The sequence below is a fragment of the Akkermansiaceae bacterium genome (assembly GCA_019634595.1).
In the GTDB taxonomy this organism is placed as follows: Bacteria; Verrucomicrobiota; Verrucomicrobiia; order Verrucomicrobiales; family Akkermansiaceae; genus Luteolibacter.
Map to the genome: position 1 here is coordinate 170,117 of JAHCBC010000002.1, position 26,023 is coordinate 196,139.

Genomic DNA, 26,023 nt, shown 5'->3' on the forward strand with positions numbered 1-26,023 from the left:
AAGGCTGAAGGTGGGCATGCCCCCCACTCAATCCATCCCCGGAGGGAAGTTCACCTCAAAACTTGAAGACTTCGCCGGGCTGGAAGAAGCGCTTGATTTCGGCTTCCGCAGCTTCCGGGGAATCGGAGGCGTGGCACACGTTGCGCATCTTGGACTCGCTGTCCTTGAAGCCGAAGTCACCGCGGATGGTTCCGGCGGGGGCCTGGGTGGAATCCGTCGGTCCGAGCAGGTCGCGCACGCGGCCGATCACGTTCTCGCCTTCCAGGGCGAGGGCGATCACCGGGGACTCCTGCATGAAACCGCGCACGGACGGGAAGAACGGCTTGTCGGCGATGTGGGAGTAGTGCTCCGCGAGAACCTCGTCGCTCAGCGCGAGCATCTTGATGCCGCGGATGACGAATCCTTCCTTCAGGAAGCGTGCAAGCACCTCGCCGGTGAGGTTTTTCTGAACCGCGTCCGGCTTGAACAAAATCAAAGTGGTCTCAAGAGCCATGCCGCGAAGTAGGTGGCGGAACGCGGGGTGGCAAGCCTTTCTTCAAGGCGGGTCCAGGGCATCCGCCCGTTGTTTCAGGGCTTTCGCGGCCTCCGCGTTCCGGTTTTCCCGATCCCACAGCCCGGCCAACCGGCGCAGCGCGGCGGCGGTTTCCTTCTTCTGTTCCGGGGGAAATGACCGGATGGCGGTGCGCATGCGTTCCTCCGCCGCCTTGCTCTGCCCCTCTTCCAGCAGGCAGTCCGCGGACTCCATCAGGAAGGCGGCGTCCGGCTTCATGTCGCCCATGGCAGCCTCCGCCTCGCGGAACAACCGGCCCGCCTTTGACTTCGTCTCCGGGTCCAGACGGGTGGCGACCGCCAGCTTCATCGCCAGCTCCGGCCGTGACGGATGGTCGAAAACGCCCTTCTCCAGCAGCAACCTCGCCGCCCGGGGATCTCCGGCGGCCAGGAACTCGTCCGCCAGGATGACGAACTCCCTCGGCGAGCCGCCGCGTGCCTTCAGCAGCTCCGCCCCGTAGTGGCGGGCTTCCTTTTCGTTCCCCTTCAGCCGGTGGAACTTCGCCAGCGACTGCAGTGCCAGTTCGCTCTTCGGGCGGATGTCCACCACCTCCTTCAGCGCGGCCTCCCCCTCGGCATCCCGCTTCGCGGAAAACAACAGCACCCCCAGCCGGGTCCGCAGGTCCAGCGACCACGGCGCGGCCTTCACATGATCCGACAGGATCCGGATCGCGTCATCCGGACGCCCGGTGGTGCGGAAATACTCCGACGCCGCCCTGGCAAGACCCGCGTCCTCCGGGTGCGCCTGCAACGCGGTAAGGTAGCGGCGGTCCACCCGGTCCCGAGCAACGATGTCATCCCCCTTGAACAAGCCCCGCGCGGTGGAGGCGTAGATTTCCGCCGCCTGCGGATCGGAGTCCGGGAGCTGCTCCATCAGGGTCATCGCCTTGTCCATCTCACCCCGGGTCCGGAAAATGGTCAGCAGCCGGGAAATCAGCGTCAGATCCCCCGGATGTTTCTCCAGCGTCTTTTCCAGGATCTCCACCGCCAGCTTCTGCGCCACCGCGTCACCATGGCCCGTCTGTTCCAGGATGGAGGCATAGGCCAGTTGGACATCCGTCCGTTCCGGCGCGCCCTGCGCCAGGTCACGGTAAAGTTTCACCGCACCCGCACGGTCGTTCGCGGCCAGCCGGTATTCCGCCAGCTTCCGCACCAGAGGGAGCGCCTGCGGGTCCAGCTTCCACGCCTTTTCAAAAGCCGTCTGCGCCGCCGCGTCATCCCCGCGCTCCTCCGCCCGCACGCCCATCGCATATTCCACACGGGGATCCGCCGCGAGCAGTGGGGATACCATCGTCATCACCACAACGGAAACCTTGTTCATGCGGATTTCCTACGGTCCGTATAAAATCCCAGATCCCTGGCTTTGTCCAACCGCTCTAGCGCGCACCGCACCTCATTCCAGCCTTCGTCCTCATCCTCCGTATCCAGCCGGGCCATCGCACCTGCGAGCATCATCTGGAATTGGAAATCCGACAGCTCGAACACCGATCCCAGCCGATCTTCAGGTGATGCACGCCTCGCCCGCATCACCTTTTCCCGATAAATCGAGTCCTGCAGATCGAGCAGGGCGGTCGGGTAATCATGAGGGTTCATGGTGTCGGGAGAATAAACCTCTCCCGGTACACCGGCAAGCCGTCATGCGGAGGAGGCTTGGAGAGTCTCCCGTCCCGAAAAATGGTGAATTATGACGGTCCATCACGCCGTGGTTGGGTAGCGAATTTCGTGAGAAATTCGGTGGGGAGGATGGCACCTCACGGATAAGCGTCGGCTTTTCGGGGACTTCCCCACAGCCGGAAGTCTCACGACTTCCGCTACCCCACCGCGCCCGGCTACTTCACCGGGATCCGCCGGTGCAGCTCTCCCGCAACCTTTCCGTCCTTCTCCAGGACGATGGTGACGGGCAGCTCCCGCACCGCCGTGGTGGCGGGCGGGGTGAGCGTGAGGTTCCCCGCCGCCTTCCAGCCGGGCGGGACGACCACCTTCGTTGTGACGCCGGAGGAAACGGTCACCGGGATGGCCGTCTCCGCACCGCGTGAAACGGATGCCGGCACCTCGCCGAATCCGGTGCCGCCCTTGCCGAGCGTCGCCGCCAGATCCCCGCCGCCGTCATACACCAGCAGGATGGGATCCGCGCCGAGGCTGAGCGTGAGGGCCTTTCCGCCCGCATCCAGTTGCGAGGTCGTGCCATCCACCCGCACCAGCTTCACCGCGCCCACACCTTCCAGCGGGATGTCGAGGTCATCGGTCCCGGACTCCTTCCACAGGAACTGCAGCGACCTGCCCTCCCGGTCCCGGAAAAGGAACGCCTGCACCCCGCCGTCATAGGTCTTCTCCGCGACGAACTTCTTGATGCCGACGGCGTTGACCGTGTGGTACCACGCCACCGCATCCAGCCGCGGCGCGTAGCGGTTGAAGCGGCAGTCGAACAGGTTGTGCGAGTCTCCGGACGAGCCGTGGCTTTTCCCCTCCGGGTCCGGATAAAGAATGCCGAACCAGCACATGTTCGCCCCGCCTTCGGCGAAAAACGCCGCCGTCTTCTTGAAGACCTCCACCGCCACCACATGGCGCGTCTGGCCCTGGCTGTTGAGGCCCAGTTCCGTGGACCACAGCGGCTTTTCCACGCCGTGCTGTTTCATCAGCTCCTTGTATTTCACCATCGTCCGCCGCACGTCCGCGGGCCGCTCGTAAATGTGGAAGTCAAAGGCGTCGCAGTATTTCCCATAGTCCAGACCGAAGTATTCCGGGTTCGGCTCCACGGAGGTGGCCACCACCGGGATGGTGGGGTCGGTTTTCTTGATCTCGTCGTAGAGCACGCGGTAGGCCTCCACGTTCGCCTTCACCCGCTCGCCCGTGCCGTGTGGCTCGTTGCCCAGGTTGATGATCATCGGCCGGTAGCCGCCGAACTCATTGATGAAATTCCGCACGCCCTGCCGCAGCGCTGTCTCGTCGTAATCGCGCTTTCCATCCTCGATGAACTTGGCCGGGGTGGTGGTCAGCCAACCGAGGCCGAGTTCCTTCACCAGCTCGATCCGCGGAAGCTCCGGCTTGTAGGGCGGCTTCGATGACCACCCTCCCCACAGGCCGACGATGCGGATGCCCATCCGGTCGCTGAGGCGGATGTATTCGGCCACGCGGTTGTCCCAGTTGCGGGCGGTGAAGGGCACCTCATCCGGCTTGTACTGGCGGTTGGGTGATTCCGGCAGGATGGCGAAGGATGTCTGGTGGAAGAACGGCTTCGCGCCCGCCTGTTCGCTGGTCGCCTCGATCTCATAGTAGCGGCCGATCTCCAGCGGTGCCTGGGAAAGGTCGAGCGTGGCGGTGTAGGTGTTCTTTTCCCCTGCGGTGAGCTTCAGCTTCACCGGGGACATCTGCTCCGCGCCCCAGTAGTCCCGCACCACACAGGTGATTTCATGATCCTTTGGCAGCGGCTTGCCCGCCGCCACCGTGAGGGTGACCGTCCGCGGATCCTCCGGCTTCAGCAGGTTCCCCAGCGCCGCCGTGGAAAAGAGGATGCGGGTAACGGCGTTCGGCGTGCCACTGGCCGGGGTGAGGAATCCCGCGCTCACGTTTCCGATCCAGAATGACCCCCAAGTCTTGTTGAGCTGCGCCACGAAACGGGCGGAGACCGCGCCTTTCGGCAACTCGATGGCCTGCTGGATCTCCGTCATCGGCTTCGGCCCGTACACATCCGCGACGGTAAAATTCCCCATCACCTTTCCTGCGGCGTCCGCCACCTCCAGCACCATGGTGCCGCTGTAGGAACTGTCCGGCGACTTCAGCTCCGACCGGACAGAGGCGGATACCTGCCAGTTCCCGGGCGTCACCTTGAACGACGGGCTGGCCGCCGTGGCGGGTTGGTTCGCCTCATTCTCCGTGCGGGAAAATTTCAGGCTGTCCCCGTCCACGGTCACCCCGCCCTGGGTCTTCCACGGGGCGTTGGCGAAGTCCACCTTGAACGCCTCCGCCACCACCGACGCACGCGTCCCTTCCACGGAGATGTCCTTCAGCAGGATGACCGGTTCCTTTTCCGCCCCGCTGTTGAGGGCGATGGAAATGAGCTTGGCGGGCGCATGCCACTTTCCGTCCTTCGCGCCGCCCCAGTGTTCGCCACCGGCGATCTTTGACGGCAGGATCTCCAGGTCATTCCACTGCCCATCCGCGTTGATCTTCATCCTCGCCTGGTGCGTCTGGCCGGTGCCGTCCACGAGCTGGATGCGGATGCCGGCTGCGTTCGACGTTTTATATTTCAACCGGAATCCGGAGGTGTCCTTGAAAGCGAGATCCTCCAGACGCTTCACCGCCGCCACGTAGGCACCACCGCCGGTGAAGTCTCCGGAAAGTTTCATCGCCCCATCTTCATCGTTGAGAGAGCCTTTCGCGCCCTTGAACTCCGGTCCGTTCGTGAAGTTCCAGGCCGCGCTGCCCCCCTCACTGAGCGGGGCGGTTGCTTTCACCAGCGTCTCCGGCGGGGTCGGCAGCAGGTTCACTTCATTCAGCCAGAGCGTCCGGACCGGTTGCTTCTCCGTCTTTCCCAGCAGGAGGTAGATCGCGGACGCGGGCTGGTGCCATTTGCCATCCTTCGCTCCGCCCCAGGATTCATACTTCGCCACCCCGGGGATCGCGTCCGACTGTCCGCGCTTCGAGAAAAATTCCTCGATGGGGAACTCGATCTTCTGCCAGTCGTCGGAGGTATCCGTCACCAGCGCGAGCTGGTGGCACTGGCCGGAGCCGTCGATGAGCCGCATGGTGAAGCGGTCGGAGCCGGGATTTTTCACCCACATGGAGACCCCTGCGATGGGAGTCTTCGTGAACTGCTTCCCCGCCTGCACGTACATCCCGGCCTTGGAGAAATCCCCGCTCAGTTTGAGCGACGGCTTCCCGTCACGCGGGGCGGTGGCATCGATCTCCAGCCCGCCTTTCGCCCCGCCGCCGAATTCCTGGCCGTTGTTGAACGACCAGCCGTTGGACGGCTGCGCGTCCTCGATGAGCGGAACCGGTGGCTGCGCGGCGAGCAGTCCGGCGCTCAGGATCAGGAGCAGGGCGGCTTTTTTGATCATGCGGCCACCTGATACGTGGCCATGCGGCGCTTTCGTTCGCGGATCAGCCGTTCCGCCGCCGGACCAGCAGGAACGCCGCGGCCCCCGCCCCCAGCAGGGCGACGGATGGCTCCGGCACGCTGGTGATCTCCATCGCTCCGATATAGAAAAATTTCTCCGTGGTCGTATTGTTCGCCCCGGGACCCACGTTGATGACGATCTTTCCTTCCGCGTCCGGAGTCAGCCCGGTGACGGTGACCGACCCGTTCGTGTTCGTGGCGTTCAGAGCCTCGGATTGGGAGCCGTTTCCTCCGATGGCGGTATAAACGGTTTCACGGTTGACCCCTGCGCCGGTACGCGAGGCGTAGAACAGGATGTTGTAGGTTTCGGAGGGATTCAGCCCGCTAAGTGTGAACTGCCCGTTCGGAAAGGTCGGCGCAGGGAAGGATCCGCTTGCCACCGTGTGCCCGAAGAAACTGTCTCCGGTCGCACTGGCTGGAAACAGGGTCGAATTGGTGGCCCCGTTATTGTTCACTCCGCGGAAAGCACCGGTGACCTCGAGCCGGATGCCTGTCGCCGCATTTCCGATGTCGCGCAGATCCGCGATGTTGGAGTTGACCGTGCTTCCGGTGAGATTGTTCCACGTCACACCGGCCTCCGTCGTCGTGTTGCCCGTCCCGCCGAAGTCGATCCGGATGACGGCGGCTCCGGCGGTGGAAGCGAGGGCGAGTGCGGCGAATGGGGCGAGGAATCGGCTCATGGGAAAGAACGGGGGCGGGGAGGCAACGTGGCCTCCCCACCGGATATTTCAAGCCCGCAGCAGATTCCACGCGGTGACCAGGGCCTTCAGGCCCGCCATCTCGATGGATGGATCGACACCCGCACCCCAGATCAGCCGGCCGTCATCCGCCTGCAGTTGGACGTAGGCCGCCGCGTTCGCGTCAGAGCCTCCGCGCACCGCGTGGGAACGGTAGTCCGTGAGCTTGAAGTTCTTCAGTCCCGCTTCCTCCAGCGCATGGACGAAGGCATTGATGGGGCCATTGCCAAGTCCGGTGATGTCGCGCTTTTCCCCATTCAGCTCGACGGTCGCGTTGCACTGCACCTGCCCGCGCTCCGTGGTGTGGTGGCCCAGCTCATAGTCCAGCACGGCCAGCGGCGCGTCGATGTTCACGAACTCGCGGAAGAACGCGTCGCGGATCTCATCCGTCGAAAGCTCACGGCCCAGCTCGTCCGCCAGATCATAGATGCGCTTGCCCACCTGCGGGTGCATCGTCTTCGGCAGGTCGAAGCCATGCTCGCGGTCCAGCACGTAGGCGACGCCGCCTTTGCCGGACTGCGAGTTGATGCGGATGATCGCCTCATATGAACGGCCGATGTCCTGCGGGTCGATGGTCAGGTAGGGTACGCCCCACGGCACGTCCGGGTCCGCGGCGGTTTCCTTTTCCCGGCGGTCCAGGCCCTTCTTGATGGCGTCCTGGTGGGAACCGGAGAAGGCGGTGAAGACCAGCTCGCCCGCGTAGGGCTGCCGCTCCGGCACCACCAGCCGGGTCATCCTTTCATAGACATTGCGGATCGACTGCAGGTCGGAGAAGTCCAGTCCGGTTTCGATGCCGTGGCTATTCATGTTCAGTGCCACGGTCACGATGTCCAGGTTGCCGGTCCGCTCCCCGTTGCCGAAGAGGGTGCCCTCCACGCGGTCCGCGCCGGCCATCAGGCCCAGCTCGGTGGCGGCCACGCCGGTCCCGCGGTCGTTGTGCGTGTGCAGGGACAGGATGACGGACTCCCGCCGGTGCAGGTGGCGGCCCATCCACTCGATCATGTCGGCATGGATGTTCGGCGTGGTCCACTGCACGGTGTCCGGCAGGTTGATGATCATCTTTCTCTCCGGGGTCGGTTCCCAGACGTCGATGACCGCGTTGCAGATCTCCGCCGCGAAATCCAGCTCCGTGTCCGAGAAGGACTCCGGGGAATACTGCAGCACGACCTCCGTACGCGGGATGGTCGGCACCAGTTCCTTCACCAGCTCCGCACCCTCGATGGCCACCTGCTTGATGGAATCCCGGCTCGCGTCCCCGAAGGTCACGCGGCGCTGCAGGGGTGAGGTGGAGTTGTAAATGTGGACGATCGCCCGCTTCGCGCCGTCGATGGCCTCGAAGGTGCGGCGGATCAGGTGCTCCCGCGTCTGCACCAGCACCTGGATGGTCACATCCTCCGGGATGCGGTTTTCATCGATCAGGCGGCGCAGGAAATTGAACTCCGTCTCCGCGGCGGACGGGAAGCCCACCTCGATCTGCTTGAAGCCGACGCGTACCAGCAGGTCGAAGAACTCGAGCTTCTCCTCCACGGACATCGGCTGCGGCAGGGCCTGGTTGCCATCGCGGAGATCGACCGAACACCATTCGGGGGCGGCGGTGATCGTTTGGTCCGGCCACGTGCGGTCGGGCAGGGACACCGGCGGGAATGGCCGGTATTTCTTCAGGGAAGTCGGATTCATGGAAAAATGGAAATGAGACGGATTTTGGAAAAGGAATGGCCGCGCCGAAAAGATGGGCGTGCCGGGGAACGGAAGTGAAGGAAAGAAATGGTCAGCGGGAGGCCAACCCTAGAAGAAGGGTGAGGCTGCTTGGAAGTGTCCCGGTGAAATTCACTGCGCCGCCAAGGTAAGGAGGCCCGGCCGCCCCGTCCATGAGAATTTTCCGGGGCCTGCCGCCTTCGTGGATTCTCCTTTGGCGCGGCAGCGTCATGGAGTGCGGCAGTCCCTGCCGCTATCAGTCCCAGGTGGGACTTTCCCTGAAGTGAAGAAGCCATCCGCAAGTTGGGGCGTGGTGATTTCCACCACATCGTCCGGCTGGTGCCATCCACTCCCAAAGCGGCGGAGGGCCGCCGCACTCCATAAGCTGGCGCAATACCCGCGCACCCCCATGACGGGGCAGCGCGCCTTATCTCGTAATCCCCCGCTCCGACTGCTCGATGAACTTGATGAGATGCGCCACTTGTGGCACGGAGGCTTCGTGCGTCGCCTTCAGGGAGCTGAGGGCGTTCGCCATGTTGCCGTCCTTTTTCAGGAACAGCTTCTTGTAGGCGAACTTCAGCGCCTTGATGTCCTCCTCCGGGAAACCCCGGCGCTGCAGGCCGATGAGGTTCACCCCGCGGGTCACGCCCGGATTGCCGTCCACGATCATGAACGGCGGCACGTCCTGGATGATCTTCGACAGGCCGCCGACGATGGAGTGCATGCCGATCCGGCAGAACTGGTGGAAGCCCGCCATGGCGGAAAGGATCGCGTGGTCCTCAACCACCACGTGCCCGGCGATGCCCGCGGAGTTCGACAGGATGATGTGGTTGCCGAGCTGGCAGTCATGCGCCACGTGGGAGTAGCACAGGAAAAGATTGTGGTCGCCGATGCGGGTCGGCGTCTCCGCCACCGTGCTGCGGTGGATGGTCGTGTTTTCCCGGAACACGTTGTGGTCGCCGATCTCCAGGAAAGTCGGCTCCCCGAGGTACTTCAGGTCCTGCGATTTCATCCCGATGGCCGCGAACGGGAAGAACTCGTTGTGCCGGCCGATCTTCGTGTGCCCCTCCACCACCACGTGGGAGTGAAGGATGCTGTCGTCACCGATCTCCACATTCGCCCCGACCACGCAATAGGGACCGATGCGGACATTGTTGCCGATGTGCGCGAGCGGGGAGACGATGGCGGTGGGGTGGATCACGCGCCAATCAGGCAAAACCCCGGCCCCTGTGGCGAGTGGAAATTTCCGACCGGTCAGGGATGCTTCAACCGATAGAACGCCTTCGGCTGGGGAGGCTCCGGATCGGTGAAATCCAGAAGACCCTCCGCATCGGGGGTGGAGGTTTCGACATCTTCCCAGAAGATGAGATCCACGGAGCGCTGGATCTTGTAGGGCCGGGCGGGGATCGCACTGAACCTCACCTTCTTCGGCCCTCCACCCAAGGTGGAGATTTCGGCAGGCCGTGGGTTGAACCCGAAGGGGCCGCTTACCTCCACCATGACCTGAAATGCGGAGGTCGCCCCGTGGGAATCCCTAACCGTGATCGGAAACTGGTCGGCACCGGAAAAACCGGCTTTCGGCTGGTAGGTGAGATTTCCGGAGTTGAGGGCGATGCTTCCGCCCATCGCCGAGCTGGCTCCTGTCTCCGCGATGGTCACGGGATCCCCCTCAGGATCCGAAATCCCGAGCGCGGCGGTTCCGGCGGACAGGGACAAGCCAGTCTGGTAGTGGGTGCCCAGCAGCCCGCCGGTTGATACGGGAGGCAGATTCGGGTCCGTCGTAAAGGAGCCAACCGTCGTCGTGGACGCGCCACCTTCATTGTTCGCCGTGAGCCGGTAGTGATAGGTGCGGCCCGGCAGCAGCCCGGTGAGGGGTAATGAGAATGGTGTGGCGGATGAGGCATTGTCAGGGGCCAGCTGGATCTCCGCGGAATGCTCCCACGGCTGGTTGACCCCATACTCAATGTAGGCAAGGCTGGCGGACCCATGCGGATTCACGCTGCCTTCCGCATTCGCGGTGAAGCGTCCGGTGGCCGCCACCCCGCCGTTCACCAGCGCCGGTGGCGCCGGGGCCGCCGGATCATAGACATACCACTCCCTTCCTTCCCTCTCCGTCATCGCGGTGAAATAAAGTTTCTGCCCGATGACCGTAAGGTCCAGCGGCCTCGAACTCCCCGAGTCCCCCGTGATGTCATGGACCATCCGCGTGCCTGCTTCGGTGCCGTCGGTCTGCCACAGCTCCGCACCATTCACCCCGTCGTCGGCGATGATATATGCCAGAGAACCGAGGACGGCGAACTGTTGCGGGGTGTACTCAGGCGTTGAGGTGGCGGGGCCTGGGTTAACGTCCTTGATCATTCTGGTTCCCCCTGGTGTCCCATCGGTTCTCCAGAGTTCCCGGCCATTCCGGTCCTCATTGGTGAATATGACATAGGGCCCCAAGGAGGCGGGCGTACGTGCCCGGGCGGAGTATTCGCCCGGCTCATCGGTCGGGATGGAGGTGAGGGGAAAGGTGCCAACTCCCGTTCCATCGCTTCTCCAGAATTGCCAGTCATTCGGCCCCTTGAGTGCGGTGAAGTAAATAATCCCGTCCTTCAGAAAAGGGTCGCTGATCACACTCGACTGATTACCCGGATAAACATCCACCACCATGGTCGTCCCGGCGCTGGTTCCGTCCGACTTCCAGAGTTCGTTCCCATTTGCGGCTGTTGTGGCGGTGAAGTAGATCGTACTCCCGATGGTAGCGACATAGGATGGCGAACTGGACGCGGATCCGGAGTTAACATCTCTCACGATCACGGTTCCCGCCGATGTTCCATTGCTTTTCCACAACTCAGTGCCAGATGAAGTGGTGCAGGCGAGGAATAACGTGCTTCCCACGGTCGCCAGCAAAGTGGGGTTTGATGCGCCGGAGCCCGGACTGATGTTTCTGACCATCACCGTCCCGGCGGTGGTTCCGTCGGTTTTCCAGAGTTCTCTGCCGTTGGTGCCGTCGTCAGCGCTGAAGTAGAGCGTGGATCCGATGACCGCCAATGCGGCCGGATAGCTGGGGGCGCTGCCAGGATTGAGATCCTTCAATAGCACGGTTCCCGCTTCGGTGCCGTCACTTTTCCAAAGTTCTGTACCGTTGGTGCCATTGTCCGCGCTGAAAATCACAAGGCTCCCTAATCTGGTGAGGTCTCTCGGATTGCTTGCCAAGCCACCTGGCCGGATGTCCTTCACCATCAGTGTTCCCGCAGCCGTGCCATCTGTCTTCCAGAGCTCGACCAGTGATCCGCCCCCGGAGGCCGCGAAGTAAAGATGGGTTTCGGTCAGCAGAATCGGAGGGCTCGGGAGCGCGATACTCCCGCTCTCCCCATTTTGGATATCCTTGAGCATCATGGTGCCTCTCGGAGTTCCGTCGCTTGTCCAAAGCTCCCTGCCGCTCCGGCCATCGTTGGCGGCAAGAAGCACTTTTCCTCCCAGCGAACCCAGGAAGGTGACGTTACCGGAGTTTGCCCCGGGGTTGATGTCCCTGAGAAGATGCGTGCCCTCAGCCGTTCCATCACTCGTCCATGGCTCGAAGCCCGTCCCCACGTTCCCATTCAGAAATAGTCTCGTTTTGGTCGCCATCATCGTCCTGGTTTCCCCCCCATTCGGATATCCCAAGCCGGTATTCCTGACTATCCTTGTACCGTCTTCGGTACCGTCCGAACGCCATAGCTTGGCGTCCGATGCGCAGATAAAATAAACGACCGATCCCATGGCGGACAAAAACAACGGACTACTACCTGAAGACCCGGAAGCGATGTCCCTGACCATCATGGTTCCATCCGGCGTACCATCACTCTTCCAAAGCTCGGCTCCGTTGAGATTGGTCGTGGCGCTGAAGTAGAGCTGATCTCCCACGGCGGCGAACGAACCCGGCGAACTGGCGGCCGCGCCCGGATTGATGTCTTTCAGAAGTGTGGTCCCTTCCGGGGTTCCGTCGGAAATCCAGAGCTCGTGACCGGTGGTTCCATCGCTCGCCGAGGCATAGAGAAGGGACTCCGTTGCTATGAGGTTGTGGAAGGATGCAGTTGAGACAGTACTCGGGAATTCCTTGACCAGCACCGTACCGTTAGGGGTCCCATCGCTCTTCCACAGTGTTTTTCCACCGTTGCAGATGAAGAAAATCCGTGATCCCACGACACTCAGGGATTTGGGAAAGGACGCATTTTGTCCGGGCGTGATATCCTTTACGATAAAGGTGCCTTCGGAAGTTCCATCGCTGCGCCACAACTCGGTTCCACTGGTGGCGTTCCTTCCCGCGAAATACATGATGCCATCAAGCAGCACGATGTTCGACCCCTGCCCCGATGAACTCAATGAATTCGTCAGGCTTACGTCGGAACGGACCAAAGTGGTCCCTTCGACAGTTCCATCCGATTTCCAGAGACCACCCGCATTGAAGAAGAGCTGGCCTCCCACACACGTCAACAATGAGGCATCGTTGAAAGCCCCGAGCTTCACGGTTCCCTCGGCTGTCCCGTCGGTTTTCCAGAGGTTACGATAATAAGTCCCATCCGATGCGACGAAAAATAGGCTGCTCTCCACTGCGGTGAAATACCCCGGACTACCCGAAGCGGTCCCGGGCAGCAGATCTTTCAGCATTACGGTTCCCGTGGGGGTACCATCGGACTTCCATAGTTCCGTTCCGTGAGTAACCGTGGTGGCGGAGAAGAAAACGTAGCCCCCCATTTCGCAATAGCCTGCCGGGTTGGAGCCTGCCGCGGTTCCACCGGGAAAGATATCCTTCACCATACGGGGAATGGGAGCCCCCGTCGCGATGGCTGAAGCAAACACGGCAATCAAACAGATAATTCGGCGTAAAAAACAGGCTCGGTTCAGCATGGATTGGGAACCGACATACAATCAGGACGCCAATTGATGTCAACCCCACGAAGATCTCACGGTCTTCCGAATGATGTCATACCAACAGATGCATGTCGGATGCGTCACTTGCATGCTTTCCGCAGCCGGACGGCATTATGTCAGAATCTGACCGCCCGCGCCACCATCCCCATCACCACGAATACGACCAGCATAAGGCAGGGGACGAGAGCGAGCTGGAGGAGAAAGAATTTCAACACGTGCCAACCGTCATCGGACCGGTCGTTCTCCCGGGAGATCTTCTCCTGTTGCCGCTTCAGTCTGGCATCAAAGTAGCCGAGGCCGAGAGTCCCTACCATGGATCCGATCATCCAAAGTAAGAGCACCAAGCCATGCATTTCCCGAAAGTTGCCAGTCACCCCCAATTTCCGGAGTACGACAAACGCCCCGCCCACCAGCAGGATCAACCCAGAGACAAGGGCCGTCGGCATGAGCCATACGAAAACGCGGAACCATGCCACCGCCGCGTTGCCCTCACCCGCTGGCGCGGGCTCATCCTGTGGTGGCTCCTCGATCATATCTCCCGACCGGAGATCATTGGCCGGGGCGGATGCGGCAGGCAAGAACTCGATCGGTTTGGTGAGAGGTGGGATGACTCCGCCGTAGCGCCATGACGGCTGGGAAGATGGCGGGGAGTTCGCCGGGCAAGGGATTGAAAGTTCATCGCGTAGGGGGGAGATTCGGCAGGTAGAGCGGGCCGCTGCGGCCATGGGGGCCGCGTCTGTCAACCGGGAGACCGGCAAGGAGGGCGAGCCACGTTCAGGGGGTGGCAACCTTCACGCGGGCAAAGCGCCGGTTGCCGCCGGGGTCAGTGTCCTCAATGATGACCCGTTCCCAAGTGGCGTCGATGGAGTGCACGGTTTCGTTGCCTATGAAAGTCTCCCATGAGCCGGGGCCGGAATCGGTGAGGTTGGTGGAGAACTGGGGAAGATAGGCGATGCCCGGCTGGGTGCTGGCTTTCCGCCGGATATATTCGAGCCTCAGGCGGGGCTCGGAGTTGCCGCCGGTGCTCTGGATCACCGGCAGCCCGCTGGTCCCTGAGCCAGGAGTCAGGATGGATGTTCCGGCGGTTGTGGGGTTCATGTTGAAAGCGAATTCCTGGAGATTGGTGATTCCGTCCTTGTCATGGTCAATGGCGGAGGCCGCCTCCGTCAGAGCCGGATTGATGAAATGCAGGCGTTTCCAGGCGACCAGCGGCGTATCCGGCCCGGTGATGATGAAATTGTCCGCGAACAACAGCCCTCCCGGAACCGTGGTCCCATCGCCATATGCCCAGATCGCAACCCGAAAGGCCTGGGAACCGGACATTCCCCAGGAACGGTTGGCGGTGGCTCCACCGGTCCCTGCGATACCGTAGGAAGCGAACTGGTTCCAGGTGTACCCCCCGGCAGCGCCATCCGGATCATGAAAGCAGGCAATTACCTTCGTGCTCGCTTTGTAGGTGATACGAAGCGAGGCAACCGTCGAATTGCTCAGGGACGAAGTTTCCCCCCCACCGTTGATGCCCGCATAGACACCATTGAATATGAACGTTCCGTTGCGATAGGCATAGAGGGCGGTTTCCACCCGGTTGGTCGTCCCGGTGGGAGAGAATACGGCGATACCAATCCCGGTTTCCGAACCGGTCAGCGAAGGTGAAGTGAGATTGCTCACATCGATCACCGTTTCCCAGTCCTTGTCGTATCCAGGAGGATTCAGTATCCAAGGACGGTATAGATCACGGTCCGCGGCCGTGGCGCTGAACTCCAATCTACCGTTGACCTCGGAAAGGGTTCCGGAGGATCCGAGATCAGCCCCCCACTTCTCCGGTGACTTCAGATTGTCATTGAAGTTATCAGAATACTCGGCCGGCGCGGGAAGAACATGGAGAACAAACGATTCCCTCGTTCCCAACGACGCTGGATTGGAGGTGACTTCCACGGAGATGCGGGTGGTGCCAACCACGGAGGGTCCGGAAAGGATCGACAATGTGCGCTCAGCGGCGCTCCCGCCGATCTGCAGATTGGCGTTGGGAAGGAGTGCCGTGTTGGATGATGTGGCGGTGACGGTCAGCTCCTCTTCGGGTCGGGTTTTGCTGTCGATGGTGAAAGCGATCGGGGGGATGGTTTGGTTGGCGTAGATGGTGATGTCCGGGAGGTCGCTTATCCGGATGTCGGGCACGGGAGTTCCGGGCGGATCAGGAGGCTCCGGCTCCAGTGGGGCCGAAAAGCTTGCCGACTGGTCCAGATCGAACAAAGCATATGGGGTAGTGAGAGGGAGGTATCCGGCTTTATATACCCTCCAGCGGTAGTAGCCGTTCTCGGATGCGCCGGGAAACCCCTGTTGCTTACCGTTGGGTAGGGTGGTCAAAACGTAGATATCCCCCACGGACGCTTGTTCGAACGTAACCCGGGCTCCTTCGATCGGGAGGCCGGTGGTTCTGTCCGTGACCTGGATGGCGGTATTCTGGTGGACGCCGAAGCCCATGGTGGCCGGATGGCTCTGGTCGAAACGGACGGTGATTTGATATTGCCCCAAACCCTTCTCCAATACATTGGGAAGATCTCCAATCGTATCGCTCAAAAGGCTGAAACTCCGGCTATGACCCGGCTGAAGGGTAATCTTTTCCCCGGTGTAGGAGAAAAAACGGACTCCAGGAAAGGCATCGATCGAAAGATAGCCTGAAGCGGGATAGTGTCCCTGGTTGGTGAGTTTGATCTCCTCGCTGAGGCTTGATTGCGGCTCGTAGGTGAGATTGCTCTCATCCGTGATCACGACGCTCAACGGAGGGTTGTAGGAGAAGGTGCCGCTCCCGGTGAAGGTGCCGCTGTAGCTGCCCTGGCCGCCCTCACTTTCGGAGTAGGTTCCTTGGAAAGTTCCGCTGGAGGAATAGGTCCCTCCGTTCGCACTGGTGAAGACCAACGAAACATTTCCGGTTTCGGTCCCTACGCCGCCTTCATTGTCCGGAACCGTGTAGCGGAGCGTCGCGGCGTCCGGCCCGGTTCTGGTGAATGAATACGTGCCGCCTGCCACGGAGTTTTCTGAAACGAACCGTAGGCTGCGGGAGTCGGCGTAGGTTTCTGTTTCACTCGATGAGCCCCCTTCGCTGGAGACGTAGGTGATCTGGTCGGTGGCCGTCCCGGAAAATGAAACATCAGATCCCAGGGCAATGGAATCCGGAGCGAACCCCGCGGCCCCCGCCCGCAGCATGGCGGCGAGGATAAAGGGAATGATGTAGGTGACGGTGGATTTCATGGAAGGAATCAGGATGGCCGGGATGGCCGGTTTCTGCGCACGACAAGCGCCAGAGTTGGTCCGTACAGCAGGAGTGCCGAAGACTCCGGCACCGCGTTGAATGTCATCGTGAAGGAACCGGATGCCGACGCACCCGCCCCGGTGGACTGGCTGCCGAGAGATGCAGGGAGCCGTCCGCCCACTCCGATCTCGATCTCATAGACACCTGCGCCAAGCGTGCCGGATGTTCCATCCCCGGACAGAGGAAACATCGGAGCGCCCGTGGCGGGATTCACGGCACTCACTGCCTCCGGGCTCCAGATCAGTTGCGGGATATCCACCCTCCGGAGTTCGACCGTTGCGGTGGAGATATGGGAACCATTCGCCGTGTCACGTGCGGAGCCTGTCGCCAGATAGGCCTGTGCGGACATCTCCACATCAAGGGTGAAGCCAAACGTGCCATCCAGGATGAAGCGATAAATGCTGGTGGCCTGGGCCTCTGAAAACACCCTGCCCGACTGCCCCGTACTCTGTCCTGCCGCAAGGACGGATGTCGATGCCTGCAGGGTGAAATCCGTCCCCCCAACCGTGAATGAGCCGCTGGCCGAATGGGCGGCCCGGACCAGGATTCCTCCCGTCACCACCGCTTCCTGATCGTTGGCGAACCCCGTTGTGCTGACAGCCGGGGAATCGGTGGACGGCATCGGGGTGATGCGTTCCGCGGCCAGTGTTCCGGAGTGGCTGACGGAATCCAGGGTCACCGAGGCGGCCTGGAGGGAAAGTGAGCTGGTCAGGAAAAAGACCAGCGCAGCGGCCGGGAGGAGGGGATTTTTCATCGGGAAAGGAGGCTCAAGGATTCTAGGATTAGATCCTCTCATGGTGAACTTTGGGAACCCCCCAAACCATGGGGGTGCCACGACGCCGTTCAGCAAACCCGATGCGGGAGCGTCATGACTGCGCCACGCCGCTACGGAAACTCACCTCTCCGCCAGCGTCCCCTCGGTCACGCCGAGTTTCTCGATGGCCTCCACGTCATCCAGCAGCTCGGTGGCGGTGGATTTCCCGGCGAGCAGGGCCTGGTAGGCGCGGATGGTGCGCCCGGCGGTGGTGCCGTCCTCGTCCAGCAGCTCGATCCGGAAATTCGACAGCCCCGTCACGCGGAGGTCACGGTAAAACCTGGCACCGGTCTGGGCACGGCCGTTGAAGAGGGTGTTGCGGCAGCCGACGTCCGCCTGCAGGCGGTGGAGCTGGCCGACGCGGTCGCGCAGGTGGACCACGTGGCTTTCGCACGGGCGGCCGCAGTCCTTGTAGGTGGTGCCGGTGCTGAGGAAGGTGCAAAAAACACAGTGCTCCATATGGAACATGGGCATGTGCTGGTGCAGGGTGACCTCGAACCAATCCGCCGGCGCGCCGTTGAGCAGGTCCAGCACCTGGCCGATGTTCAGGTCATAGGAAACGGTGAGCCGGTCGAGGTTCGCATGCTCCTTCAGCAGCCGCGCGGTGATCGGGTTGGCGACATTGAGCGAGAAGTCGCCCGTCTTCACCAGGTCACTACGGTCCTTGTAGTATTCCAGCGACGACAGGTTGCGCAGCAGCAGGCCGTCCGGCTCCGCGCGCTCGATGAGCTTGAGGTATCCTCCCTCGCCCGGCTTCAGGATGCGCGGGGTGGCGAGGTGGATGGTGGAGTCCGATCCGCGGACGAGGGCGACGGCGTCCTTGTAGCGGCGCGGATCCTCGAAGTCGCAATAGATCTTCCCCACCCCGGCGGCGATGGCGGATTCCACCTGGCCCTCGGTCCGGCAGAGGACGCTGAGATCGGGTGATGCGGAGGGTGCCGGGGCTTTTTCAGGGAAGAGGTCCCTATGGGAAACGGGCGAAGAGGTGCGGACTGAAGTCCGCGCTCCATTCCCAGCGTCCAGTGCGGTGACCAGGTCGCGCCGCAGTTGGTTGAGGGCGGAGAGGGGGAAATGGCAGTCGCCTTCCAGTTGGTTGTCGAGGGACGCCAGTTCGTACGACGTATCCCCGAGGCGGCCGAACTGCGCCGTCAGCGTTTCGGTGGTGAGAGCGTGTTTCGCGGCAGGCTGGAGGTCGATGGCGCTGCTCACGGAGACAGGCGAGCGGCCGGATGCCCCAGCCACTTTCATCGGCTCGCCCGGCTTTCCGCTCACGGTGAGGTGCAGCGGCGTCTTTTTCTCCGCCGGGCGGGCGTTCTGCCAGAACTTGCGGATGTCGGACTCCAGCTTCGGGTCGGACGTTTTATAGACGGTGTCGCCCGGCTTGATCCGCTCGAAGTTGATGCCGCTGTAGGTGCGGTGGAAGACCAGCCGGTCCCCTTCCACTTTCCAGACGGACGCGCCTTGCTCCAGGTCGCGGTTTTCCCCCGCGTCGAACACCACGCCGTCGCCCGGCTTCACCGGGATGCCGGAGGTGTTGTGGAGGATGATCCAGCCGTATCCGCAGTCGGTGATCTCACCGAGCAAGGGGCCGCGCTTTTTCCCGAACCGGCCGTGCGTGAGGTAAGGGTGGTTCGTCCCGCCCAGCCAGCCGTTGGTCAGGCCGCGGGAAAATGTCATCTCCAGCTCATAGCGGTCTTCCGGGGTGATGGGGGACGGGCCAGTGTCGCTGCCATCGGAAAGCGCGGCGTCGATCGCCTTACGGTAGACCCGCGTCACGGCGGCCACGTATTCCGGGGACTTCAGACGGCCTTCGATCTTGAAGGACTTCACGCCCGCCTTGATCAGGCCCGGGATGAAGTCCACCGCCGCCAGATCCTGTGGACTCAGCAGGTAGCGCTTTTCGCCCATCTCGCGTTTCACGCCATCGACGATCAGCTCATAGGGCATGCGGCACGCCTGCGCGCATTCGCCGCGGTTCGCGCTCCGCTGTCCCAGCGACTCGCTGGTCAGGCACTGACCGGAATAGGCGACACACAACGCACCGTGGACGAAGACTTCCAAAGGCGTCCTGTGGTCCTCCGAGTAGGCCTGGAAGCGCTCGATCTCCTTCACGGAAAGCTCCCGCGCCAACACCGCGCGCTCCATCGGGAAAAGGGACTCGATGAACGACAACCCCTCGGGAGAGGTGATGGTCATCTGGGTGGAGGCGTGCAGTTCCACCTTCGGCGTGATCTCGCGCGCCATCTTCGCCAGACCCAGGTCCTGGATGATGAGGGCGTCCACCCCGGCCTCCGCGATCAGCCGGAGCTGCCGTTCCGCCGCCTCCAGTTCGCGGGTGAAGACCAGCGTGTTCATCGTCACGAAGCCCTTCACCCCGTGGCGGTGCAGGTAGGCCATGAGTTCCGGCAGGTCTTCCTCCGTGAAATTGTCCGCCCGCAGCCGGGCATTGAACTTCGGCATGCCAAAAAAGATGGCGTCCGCCCCCGCCGCGACGGCGGCACGCGCACAGTCCCAGTTCCCCGCGGGGGAGAGCAGTTCAGGCGTGGTATCGGCGGCGGGCATACGAGGACTAAACCACGGGCCGCAGCGGAAAAACAGGCGGGATTCCAGAGAAATCCGCCCCTCATCCGCGGAATTTTTCCCAAAAATGAGCAACTTCCCCCCTGAAAGCGGGTTATTGTCAGCAACCCACCCCTTTTCCTTCCCATGCTCACACCAGCACCTGATTCCTGGACCGTTTTCGAGGCGGCGCACCTGCTGAACCGCGCGGGTTTCGGCGGCAGCCCTGCCGAGATCAAGACGTTCCACTCGCTCGGCCGGACCAAGGCCGTCGATTCCCTGCTGAATCCCGGCGAACCCGCCGATGCCATCGCCCCGCCCGAATGGTCCCGCCCGGAGAAAGCCGTCGAGATGTTCCGGGAGTACCGTGAGGAGGCCCGCGAGGCGGCGGAAAAGGCGAAGTCGATGCCCACCTTCGAGGGCTCCCAGGTGAAACGGGCCGTGCAGAGGAAATACCAGCGTCTCCGCAACGACCTGGGCCGGGAAGCTGAGGAATGGTGGCTGGGCAAGATCCTGGCGACCAAGGCACCCCTGCGGGAAAAGATGACCCTTTTCTGGCATGACCACTTCGCCACCTCCTTCCAGAAGGTGAAGCAGCCGCCCATGCTCGTCCGCCAGAACGAGCTGTTCCGCACGCATGCCTTCGGCGATTTCAGGGCGCTCACCCAGTCCGTGGCGAAGGACCCGGCGATGATGTCCTACCTCGACTCCCAGAACTCGAAGAAAGGCTCGCCGAACGAGAACTTCGCCCGGGAGGTCATGGAACTCTTCACCCTCGGCGAGGGCAACTACACCGAGGACGACATCCGGGAGGCCGCGAAGGCCTTCACCGGCTACCGCATCGACCGCACCTCCGGCACCATGGTCTTCCAGAAAAGGCAGTGGGATGACTCCCAGAAGACGGTCTTCGGGAAAAAAGGCGCGTTCACCGGTGAGGACGTCATCGAACTCATCTTCCAGCAAAAGGCCGCGGCCACCTACGTGCCGTCGAAGCTCTGGGCCTACTTCGTCACGGATGAGCCACCGGCGGCGATCGTGGATGCACTTGGCAAAAGTTTCCGTGCCGGAAACTTCAACACCGGTGCCCTGCTGCGGGAGATTTTCCTTTCGCAGGACTTCTACGCGGAGGCTGTCATGCGGACCCAGATCAAGCCGCCCGTGCAGTTCATCACCCAGTTGCTCAAGCAACTGGAGGTCACCGCCCCGCCGTCCGGCTTCGAACTCCGCGCCGGACGCGAGCTGGGGCAGCAGCTTTTCTCCCCGCCGAATGTCGCGGGCTGGGACTGGGGAAAGGCATGGATCAACACCAACACCCTGCTCACCCGCTACAACCTCGCCGGATACATCACCAAGGGCGCGGATGACCGCCCCATGGCGGCGGATGCCGGCGGCGGCAACATGATGGAGATGATGGATGAGGACGCGCCGCGGAAGATCGCCATGAGGAAACCCGCCCGTACTGCCCGCGGATGGAATGGCCCGGACTACGAGAAGATCGCCCCGCGCCAGCTCCGGGAAAACCCGGCCGATCTGGTGGATGCCCTCATCTTCCGTTTCTTCCAGGGCACCGTGCCTGACAAGGCCCGCGGCTCCTTCATCGAATACGCCACCGCCAAGCAGGGCGTCGTCTTCACCAACAAAGAGGTCGCGGAACTCGTGCACCTCATGCTCAGCACACCTTACTACCAACTCTCCTGAAACCATGAGCTTCCCGGACTTCATGAAAACCCGCCGCGACTTCCTCTGCTCCACCGTCCTCGGCGCTTCCGCCGCTTGGACCGTGCCGATGTTCGTCGACAAGACCTTCGCCCAGCTCAACGAGAGCACCCGCGACAAGGCCACCCAGTTCGCCACCGGGAAGGATGACACCATCCTCGTCGTGCTCCAGCTCGCGGGCGGAAATGACGGCCTCAACACCGTCGTCCCCTTCGCGGATGACGCCTACCACAAGGCCCGTCCTGTCATCGGCAAAAAGGAAAAGGACCTCATCCGGCTCTCGGACCACGTCGGGTTGAACGCCTCAATGCCGTTCCTCGGCTCCCTGTTCAAGGAAGGAAGCCTCGGCATCGTCCAGGGCGTCGGCTACCCGAACCCGAACCGCTCCCACTTCGTCTCCACCTCCATCTGGGAAACGGCGGATCCGGCGAACCGCTCCGCCACCGGCTGGCTGGGCCGCTACTTTGACAACGCCTGCTCCGGCTCCGACCCCACCGTCGGCATCAGCTTCAACAAGACGCAGCCGGAGAGCTTCGGCGCGGTGAAGAACCCCGGCGTCTGCTTGAACACCCCGGAACTCTACCGCTGGATCTACGGTGGCGGCGACCGGGCGCAGGCGGAGGAATTTTTCGCCGACCTCAACTCCCCGGAAGACGATGCCATGTCGAACCAAGGCTCATCCATCGACATGCCCGCGGGCGGAAAGACCGGCGGTGTGGTCGGTGAAACGAACCTCGCCTTCCTGGAGCGCGTCGCCCTCGACGCCCGTGTCAGCTCGAAGCAGATCCTGGAGATCGCCGCGAAGCACAAGACCACCGTCCAGTATGACGGCACCCCCATCGCGCGGAACCTCAACCTTGTCTCCCGCATGATCGCCGGGGGCATGCCCACCCGCGTCTATTACGTCAGCCATGGTGGATTCGACACCCACAACCAGCAGGTCAACTCCCACGACCGCCTGCTGGGCAGCCTGGACAGCGCGCTGAAGTCCTTCTTCGCCGACCTGAAGCAGCAGGGGAACGACAAGCGCGTGGTGCTGATGACCTTCTCCGAGTTCGGCCGCCGCGTGGAGGAGAACGACAGCGAAGGCACCGACCACGGCAAGGCCTCCTGCCTCTTCGTCGCCGGTCCGGGCGTCAAGGGTGGCCTCCATGGCACCTACCCCAGCCTCACCGACCTGTCCGCCGGGGATCTGAAGCACACCGTCGATTTCCGTGGCGTCTATTCCACCCTCATCGAGGACTGGCTGAAAGCCCCGTCCGCCAAGCCGATCCTCGGCGCGTCCTACGACAAGCTGAAGCTGGTGTGAGGAGGGAGGACACTCCTGTCCTCCGACGGCATTGGCGAATCATCAAAGGATGGAGGGGAAATCATTCTTCATTCGCCGGATTCGCATGATTCGCGGTCGGCCTTCTTCTCTTCCCTGAACACTTCTCCTCCCTGGCTTGCCAATGCCGTTGAGGAATACGGAGTCTTCCTCTTCCTTACCCTTCCCTAAAATTCCTTATTGCAAATGCGTCTCAATAAATAATAGTCGCTCCAGCAACCTCTTCCCCAGCATGCTCGTCCTGTTCGCAACCATGACCGGAAACGCCGAAGACGCGGCGGAAAACATCGCCAAACGTCTCCGGAAGTCCGGCCATGACGTCTCCGTCGCCAACATCGAAAAACACACGCCGCAAGGCCTCCCCGCCCGTGGCGAGCCGGTGCTTTTCGTCGTAAGCACCTGGGGCGATGGCGAGCCGCCGGATGAAGCGATCGACTTTTTCGCCGATCTCGAAGGCCTCTCCGCCGGTGACCTCGATGGCTTGCTCTACTCGGTCTATGCGCTGGGCGACTCCGGCTACGATGAGTTCTGCGGCTTCGGCCGCAAGCTGGATGCGGAACTGGAGGCAAAGGGAGCGGTGCGCATCGCCGCCCGTGCCGAGGCGGACATCGACTACGAAGAATTCATCGAAGACTGGACCAACGACGTCCACGCCGCGCTGCAGGACCAGTTCGCCGCCTGAAATCTTTCCCCGATCCCATTCCCAACCCAATCCCATGAAAAGCAAGATCCCTTTCCTTCTCGCGCTCACCCTGTCCGGTGCCGCATTCACCCACGCCCATGAAGAAGGAGGCGGTGGTGGTGGCCCCCGTGGGGCTGGCGGACCTGGTGGTGCCGGTGGCTTCATGGCCCGCCTGCCCGTCATCAAGGCTCTGGACAAGGACCAGGACGGAGCCCTTTCCGCCGAGGAGATCGCCGGGGCGTCCGCCGCCCTGCTCACGCTCGACAAGGACGGCGACGGCAAGCTTTCCGCCGAGGAGATCCGCCCGGTGATGCCGCCGCGTGGCGAAACCCCGCACCAGATCGCCGAGCGCACCTTCGAGGCCTTCGACAAGAACAAGGACGGCAAAATCACCGGAGACGAGCTGCCGGAACGCATGAAGGCGATGCTCGGCCGCGCGGACGCCGACAAGGACGGCGCCGTGACCCATGAAGAGCTGGAGAAGCTCATCGAGAAAGAGACCCCGCCGCCCGCCCCGCGCGGAGAAGGCGGCCCGCGCCCGGAAGGCGAAGCACCGAAACCCGGCGTCTGATTTTCCCCGAAGTCCATGAAGGCACTCATCCCTTTCCTCGCCCTTTCGGTGGTGGCCGCGCATGCGGAAACCTTTTCCTTCCACCATGAGAACGTGCTCGGCACGTCCCTCGACCTTCGCGTCTCCGCGGACTCGGAAGCCACTGCCAGACAGGCGGAGGCTTCCGTGCTCGCGGAGATCGACCGCCTCACCACGGTCCTCAACACCTGGTCAAAGAACAGCGAAATCTCCCGCTGGCAGACCTCCGGGAAGCCGACGGTCGTTTCCGCCGACCTCGCCGCGGTGCTCAGCGCCTGCGACCGGTGGGCGAGGGACTCCCAAGGTGCCTTCAACGCCCGCGTGAAAGCCTCCGCCGCCGACATGGATAGGCCCGCCTGGACGCTGGACGGCACCACCGCCACCTTCACCGCGAAGGCCGGTGAAATCACCGTGGATGCGCTGGCCAAAGGCTACATCATCGACCGCGCCATCGAAAAAGCGGCGGGCGTCACCGGCATCGCCCTCAACATCGGCGGGGACCTGCGCGTCATCGGGGAACAGCCCATCATGATCGCGGATCCGCGGGACGATGCGGAGAACGCCGTGCCGCTGGCCACCGTGACGCTGCGCGACCAGTCCCTCGCCACCAGCGGCGACTACCGCCGGGGGAACCACATCATCGACCCGCGCAGCGGAAAGCCGGCGACGCACATCGCCAGCGCCTCCGTCATCGCCTCGGACGCCACCACGGCGGATGCACTTGCGACCATCTTCAACGTGCTGGAGCCTGCGGAGAGCATTACCATGGCGGACTCCATCCCCGGCGTGTCCTGCCTCATTGTTTCCCATGACGACGGTGTTTTCCGCAGCCGTGGCTGGCGTGAGGACCACGCTCAGAACCTGCTCATCGCCGCGGACGCCGCGCCCGCCTTCGAGATGAAGGTGGACTTCGAACTCGATAAGCCGGAGGCGGAGCGTTACCTGCGCCCCTACGTCGCCATCTGGATCGAGGACAAGGACGACTTCCCCGTCCGCACCCTCTCCCTGTGGCTGCTGAAGGGCGAGAAAGGCCTCCGCTGGCTGCCGGACCTCAAGCGCTGGAACCGCTCTGACAAGACCCGCCGCCTGGCGGACAGCACGGACATCGTCCCGCTCATCACCTCCGCCACGCGGAATCCCGGGAAATACTCCGTCACCTGGGATGGTCTGGACGACAACAAGAAGTCCCTCCCCGCCGGGGAATACACCCTCTACATCGAGGCCGCGCGCGAAAAGGGCACCTACCAGATCATCAAGCACCCGTTCAAGGTGGGCGAGGCATTCAAGAAAGACCTCGGCGGGAACGTCGAGATCAAGTCCGCCTCCGTGGACTACCAGCCCAAGGCCGCCGCGAACTGATGCCGCAGGACAATCCCCCGGAGCGCCCCGTGCGGCGCTCCGTTTCCTCCGAACCGAGGCCCCGCCACAAGCCGGGCCTCAAGCAGCGCCTGGCATCGCCCATGCGCTGGCTGCACATCTATTCCTCGATGTTCGGCCTGCTCGCCATCCTGTTCTTCAGCGTCACCGGCATCACCCTCAACCATCCTTCCTGGACCTTCGGCAGCGAGATGAAGGAGGACACCGCCAAGGGCACCATGCCCATGGAGTGGATGGGCGACTCCGCGAAGGAACCGGCGAAGCTGGAGATCGTCGAGCACCTGCGGAAGGAACACCGTGTCCGCGGGCTGGTGGATGACTTCACCGTCGATGAAAGCGAGTGCTCCATCACCCTGAAAGGCCCTGCCTACTCCGCCGATGTCTTTCTCGACCGCGAATCCGGCAAGTATGAGGTGACCCAGCGGTTCGCCGGTGCCACCGCCTTTTTCAACGACCTTCACAAGGGCCGTGACTCCGGAAAGGCATGGTCGCTGGTCATCGACATCTCCGCCATCCTGCTGATCATCGTCTCCCTCACCGGCATCGCCCTGCTACTGTACATCAAGCGGCGGCGGCGTACGGGGCTGCTTTCCAGCCTCGGCGGCCTCGCGGTCCTGTTGCTGATCCTCTGGTGGTGCGTGCCGTGACCGCGGGTT

At 62.7% G+C, this 26,023-nt stretch carries 18 protein-coding genes; 6 read left to right on the forward strand and 12 right to left on the reverse strand.

The features are described from left to right. Positions 1 to 55 precede the first annotated feature (55 nt). The 12 genes from ndk to KF712_06535 form a co-directional block, all read right to left on the reverse strand. Positions 56 to 493 carry a nucleoside-diphosphate kinase gene (gene ndk, locus KF712_06480; protein MBX3740618.1) on the reverse strand — a complete coding sequence of 146 codons (438 nt, stop codon included), beginning with the start codon at positions 491 to 493 and terminating at the stop codon, positions 56 to 58. Between the two features lie 42 nt (positions 494 to 535). After that, positions 536 to 1,870 carry a tetratricopeptide repeat protein gene (locus KF712_06485; protein ID MBX3740619.1) on the reverse strand — a complete coding sequence of 445 codons (1,335 nt, stop codon included), beginning with the start codon at positions 1,868 to 1,870 and terminating at the stop codon, positions 536 to 538. Beyond that, the gene (locus KF712_06490) at positions 1,867 to 2,142 is read right to left on the reverse strand and encodes a hypothetical protein (protein MBX3740620.1); all 276 of its coding nucleotides are present in this window, start codon (positions 2,140 to 2,142) and stop codon (positions 1,867 to 1,869) included. Before KF712_06490 ends, KF712_06485 begins: the two co-directional genes overlap by 4 nt. Positions 2,143 to 2,378: 236 nt before the next feature. Beyond that, positions 2,379 to 5,606 (reverse strand): hypothetical protein, encoded by a 3,228-nt coding sequence (locus KF712_06495; GenBank protein MBX3740621.1) that lies wholly within the window; start codon positions 5,604 to 5,606, stop codon positions 2,379 to 2,381. A 43-nt stretch (positions 5,607 to 5,649) separates the two neighbouring features. Further along, the gene (locus KF712_06500; protein MBX3740622.1) at positions 5,650 to 6,345 is read right to left on the reverse strand and encodes a hypothetical protein; all 696 of its coding nucleotides are present in this window, start codon (positions 6,343 to 6,345) and stop codon (positions 5,650 to 5,652) included. A 48-nt stretch (positions 6,346 to 6,393) separates the two neighbouring features. Further along, complete coding sequence (gene leuA, locus KF712_06505; GenBank protein MBX3740623.1) at positions 6,394 to 8,079, reverse strand: 2-isopropylmalate synthase; 1,686 nt, start codon at positions 8,077 to 8,079, stop codon at positions 6,394 to 6,396. Between the two features lie 445 nt (positions 8,080 to 8,524). Next, on the reverse strand, positions 8,525 to 9,313 hold the full coding sequence (gene lpxA, locus KF712_06510; protein MBX3740624.1) for an acyl-ACP--UDP-N-acetylglucosamine O-acyltransferase: 789 nt from the start codon (positions 9,311 to 9,313) through the stop codon (positions 8,525 to 8,527). Positions 9,314 to 9,351: 38 nt separating this feature from the next. Further along, a complete protein-coding gene (locus KF712_06515) occupies positions 9,352 to 12,879 on the reverse strand; it encodes a cadherin-like domain-containing protein (protein MBX3740625.1) in 3,528 nt (1,175 codons plus the stop codon). 230 nt (positions 12,880 to 13,109) lie between these two features. Continuing rightward, the gene (locus KF712_06520; GenBank protein MBX3740626.1) at positions 13,110 to 13,307 is read right to left on the reverse strand and encodes a hypothetical protein; all 198 of its coding nucleotides are present in this window, start codon (positions 13,305 to 13,307) and stop codon (positions 13,110 to 13,112) included. Between the two features lie 460 nt (positions 13,308 to 13,767). Then, entirely contained in the window at positions 13,768 to 16,242 is a 2,475-nt protein-coding gene (locus KF712_06525) for a hypothetical protein (protein ID MBX3740627.1), read from the reverse strand. Positions 16,243 to 16,250: 8 nt separating this feature from the next. Beyond that, positions 16,251 to 17,057 (reverse strand): hypothetical protein, encoded by an 807-nt coding sequence (locus KF712_06530; protein MBX3740628.1) that lies wholly within the window; start codon positions 17,055 to 17,057, stop codon positions 16,251 to 16,253. A gap of 141 nt (positions 17,058 to 17,198) precedes the next feature. Further along, the gene (locus tag KF712_06535; GenBank protein ID MBX3740629.1) at positions 17,199 to 19,679 is read right to left on the reverse strand and encodes a U32 family peptidase; all 2,481 of its coding nucleotides are present in this window, start codon (positions 19,677 to 19,679) and stop codon (positions 17,199 to 17,201) included. Between the two features lie 144 nt (positions 19,680 to 19,823). Between KF712_06535 and KF712_06540 the strand changes: the two genes are divergently transcribed. From KF712_06540 to KF712_06565, 6 genes are all read left to right on the forward strand, one after another. Beyond that, positions 19,824 to 21,374, forward strand: coding sequence for a DUF1800 domain-containing protein (locus KF712_06540; protein MBX3740630.1), 1,551 nt, complete (start codon positions 19,824 to 19,826; stop codon positions 21,372 to 21,374). A 4-nt stretch (positions 21,375 to 21,378) separates the two neighbouring features. Next, a complete protein-coding gene (locus KF712_06545; protein MBX3740631.1) occupies positions 21,379 to 22,701 on the forward strand; it encodes a DUF1501 domain-containing protein in 1,323 nt (440 codons plus the stop codon). A gap of 250 nt (positions 22,702 to 22,951) precedes the next feature. Further along, the gene (locus tag KF712_06550) at positions 22,952 to 23,401 is read left to right on the forward strand and encodes a flavodoxin domain-containing protein (GenBank protein MBX3740632.1); all 450 of its coding nucleotides are present in this window, start codon (positions 22,952 to 22,954) and stop codon (positions 23,399 to 23,401) included. A gap of 34 nt (positions 23,402 to 23,435) precedes the next feature. Beyond that, positions 23,436 to 23,972 (forward strand): EF-hand domain-containing protein, encoded by a 537-nt coding sequence (locus KF712_06555; GenBank protein MBX3740633.1) that lies wholly within the window; start codon positions 23,436 to 23,438, stop codon positions 23,970 to 23,972. A 15-nt stretch (positions 23,973 to 23,987) separates the two neighbouring features. Then, positions 23,988 to 25,349 (forward strand): DUF2271 domain-containing protein, encoded by a 1,362-nt coding sequence (locus KF712_06560; GenBank protein ID MBX3740634.1) that lies wholly within the window; start codon positions 23,988 to 23,990, stop codon positions 25,347 to 25,349. Beyond that, complete coding sequence (locus KF712_06565) at positions 25,349 to 26,014, forward strand: PepSY-associated TM helix domain-containing protein (protein ID MBX3740635.1); 666 nt, start codon at positions 25,349 to 25,351, stop codon at positions 26,012 to 26,014. Before KF712_06560 ends, KF712_06565 begins: the two co-directional genes overlap by 1 nt. Positions 26,015 to 26,023 lie beyond the last annotated feature (9 nt).

Coding starts and splice junctions, on each gene's coding strand:
- ndk (MBX3740618.1), bottom strand. CDS start 493: ATGGCTCTTGAGACCACTTTGATTTTGTTCAAGCCGGACGCGGTTCAG.
- KF712_06485 (MBX3740619.1), bottom strand. CDS start 1,870: ATGAACAAGGTTTCCGTTGTGGTGATGACGATGGTATCCCCACTGCTC.
- KF712_06490 (MBX3740620.1), bottom strand. CDS start 2,142: ATGAACCCTCATGATTACCCGACCGCCCTGCTCGATCTGCAGGACTCG.
- KF712_06495 (MBX3740621.1), bottom strand. CDS start 5,606: ATGATCAAAAAAGCCGCCCTGCTCCTGATCCTGAGCGCCGGACTGCTC.
- KF712_06500 (MBX3740622.1), bottom strand. CDS start 6,345: ATGAGCCGATTCCTCGCCCCATTCGCCGCACTCGCCCTCGCTTCCACC.
- leuA (MBX3740623.1), bottom strand. CDS start 8,079: ATGAATCCGACTTCCCTGAAGAAATACCGGCCATTCCCGCCGGTGTCC.
- KF712_06515 (MBX3740625.1), bottom strand. CDS start 12,879: ATGGTGAAGGATATCTTTCCCGGTGGAACCGCGGCAGGCTCCAACCCG.
- KF712_06520 (MBX3740626.1), bottom strand. CDS start 13,307: ATGGTAGGGACTCTCGGCCTCGGCTACTTTGATGCCAGACTGAAGCGG.
- KF712_06525 (MBX3740627.1), bottom strand. CDS start 16,242: ATGAAATCCACCGTCACCTACATCATTCCCTTTATCCTCGCCGCCATG.
- KF712_06530 (MBX3740628.1), bottom strand. CDS start 17,057: ATGAAAAATCCCCTCCTCCCGGCCGCTGCGCTGGTCTTTTTCCTGACC.
- KF712_06535 (MBX3740629.1), bottom strand. CDS start 19,679: ATGCCCGCCGCCGATACCACGCCTGAACTGCTCTCCCCCGCGGGGAAC.
- KF712_06540 (MBX3740630.1), top strand. CDS start 19,824: ATGCTCACACCAGCACCTGATTCCTGGACCGTTTTCGAGGCGGCGCAC.
- KF712_06545 (MBX3740631.1), top strand. CDS start 21,379: ATGAGCTTCCCGGACTTCATGAAAACCCGCCGCGACTTCCTCTGCTCC.
- KF712_06550 (MBX3740632.1), top strand. CDS start 22,952: ATGCTCGTCCTGTTCGCAACCATGACCGGAAACGCCGAAGACGCGGCG.
- KF712_06555 (MBX3740633.1), top strand. CDS start 23,436: ATGAAAAGCAAGATCCCTTTCCTTCTCGCGCTCACCCTGTCCGGTGCC.
- KF712_06560 (MBX3740634.1), top strand. CDS start 23,988: ATGAAGGCACTCATCCCTTTCCTCGCCCTTTCGGTGGTGGCCGCGCAT.
- KF712_06565 (MBX3740635.1), top strand. CDS start 25,349: ATGCCGCAGGACAATCCCCCGGAGCGCCCCGTGCGGCGCTCCGTTTCC.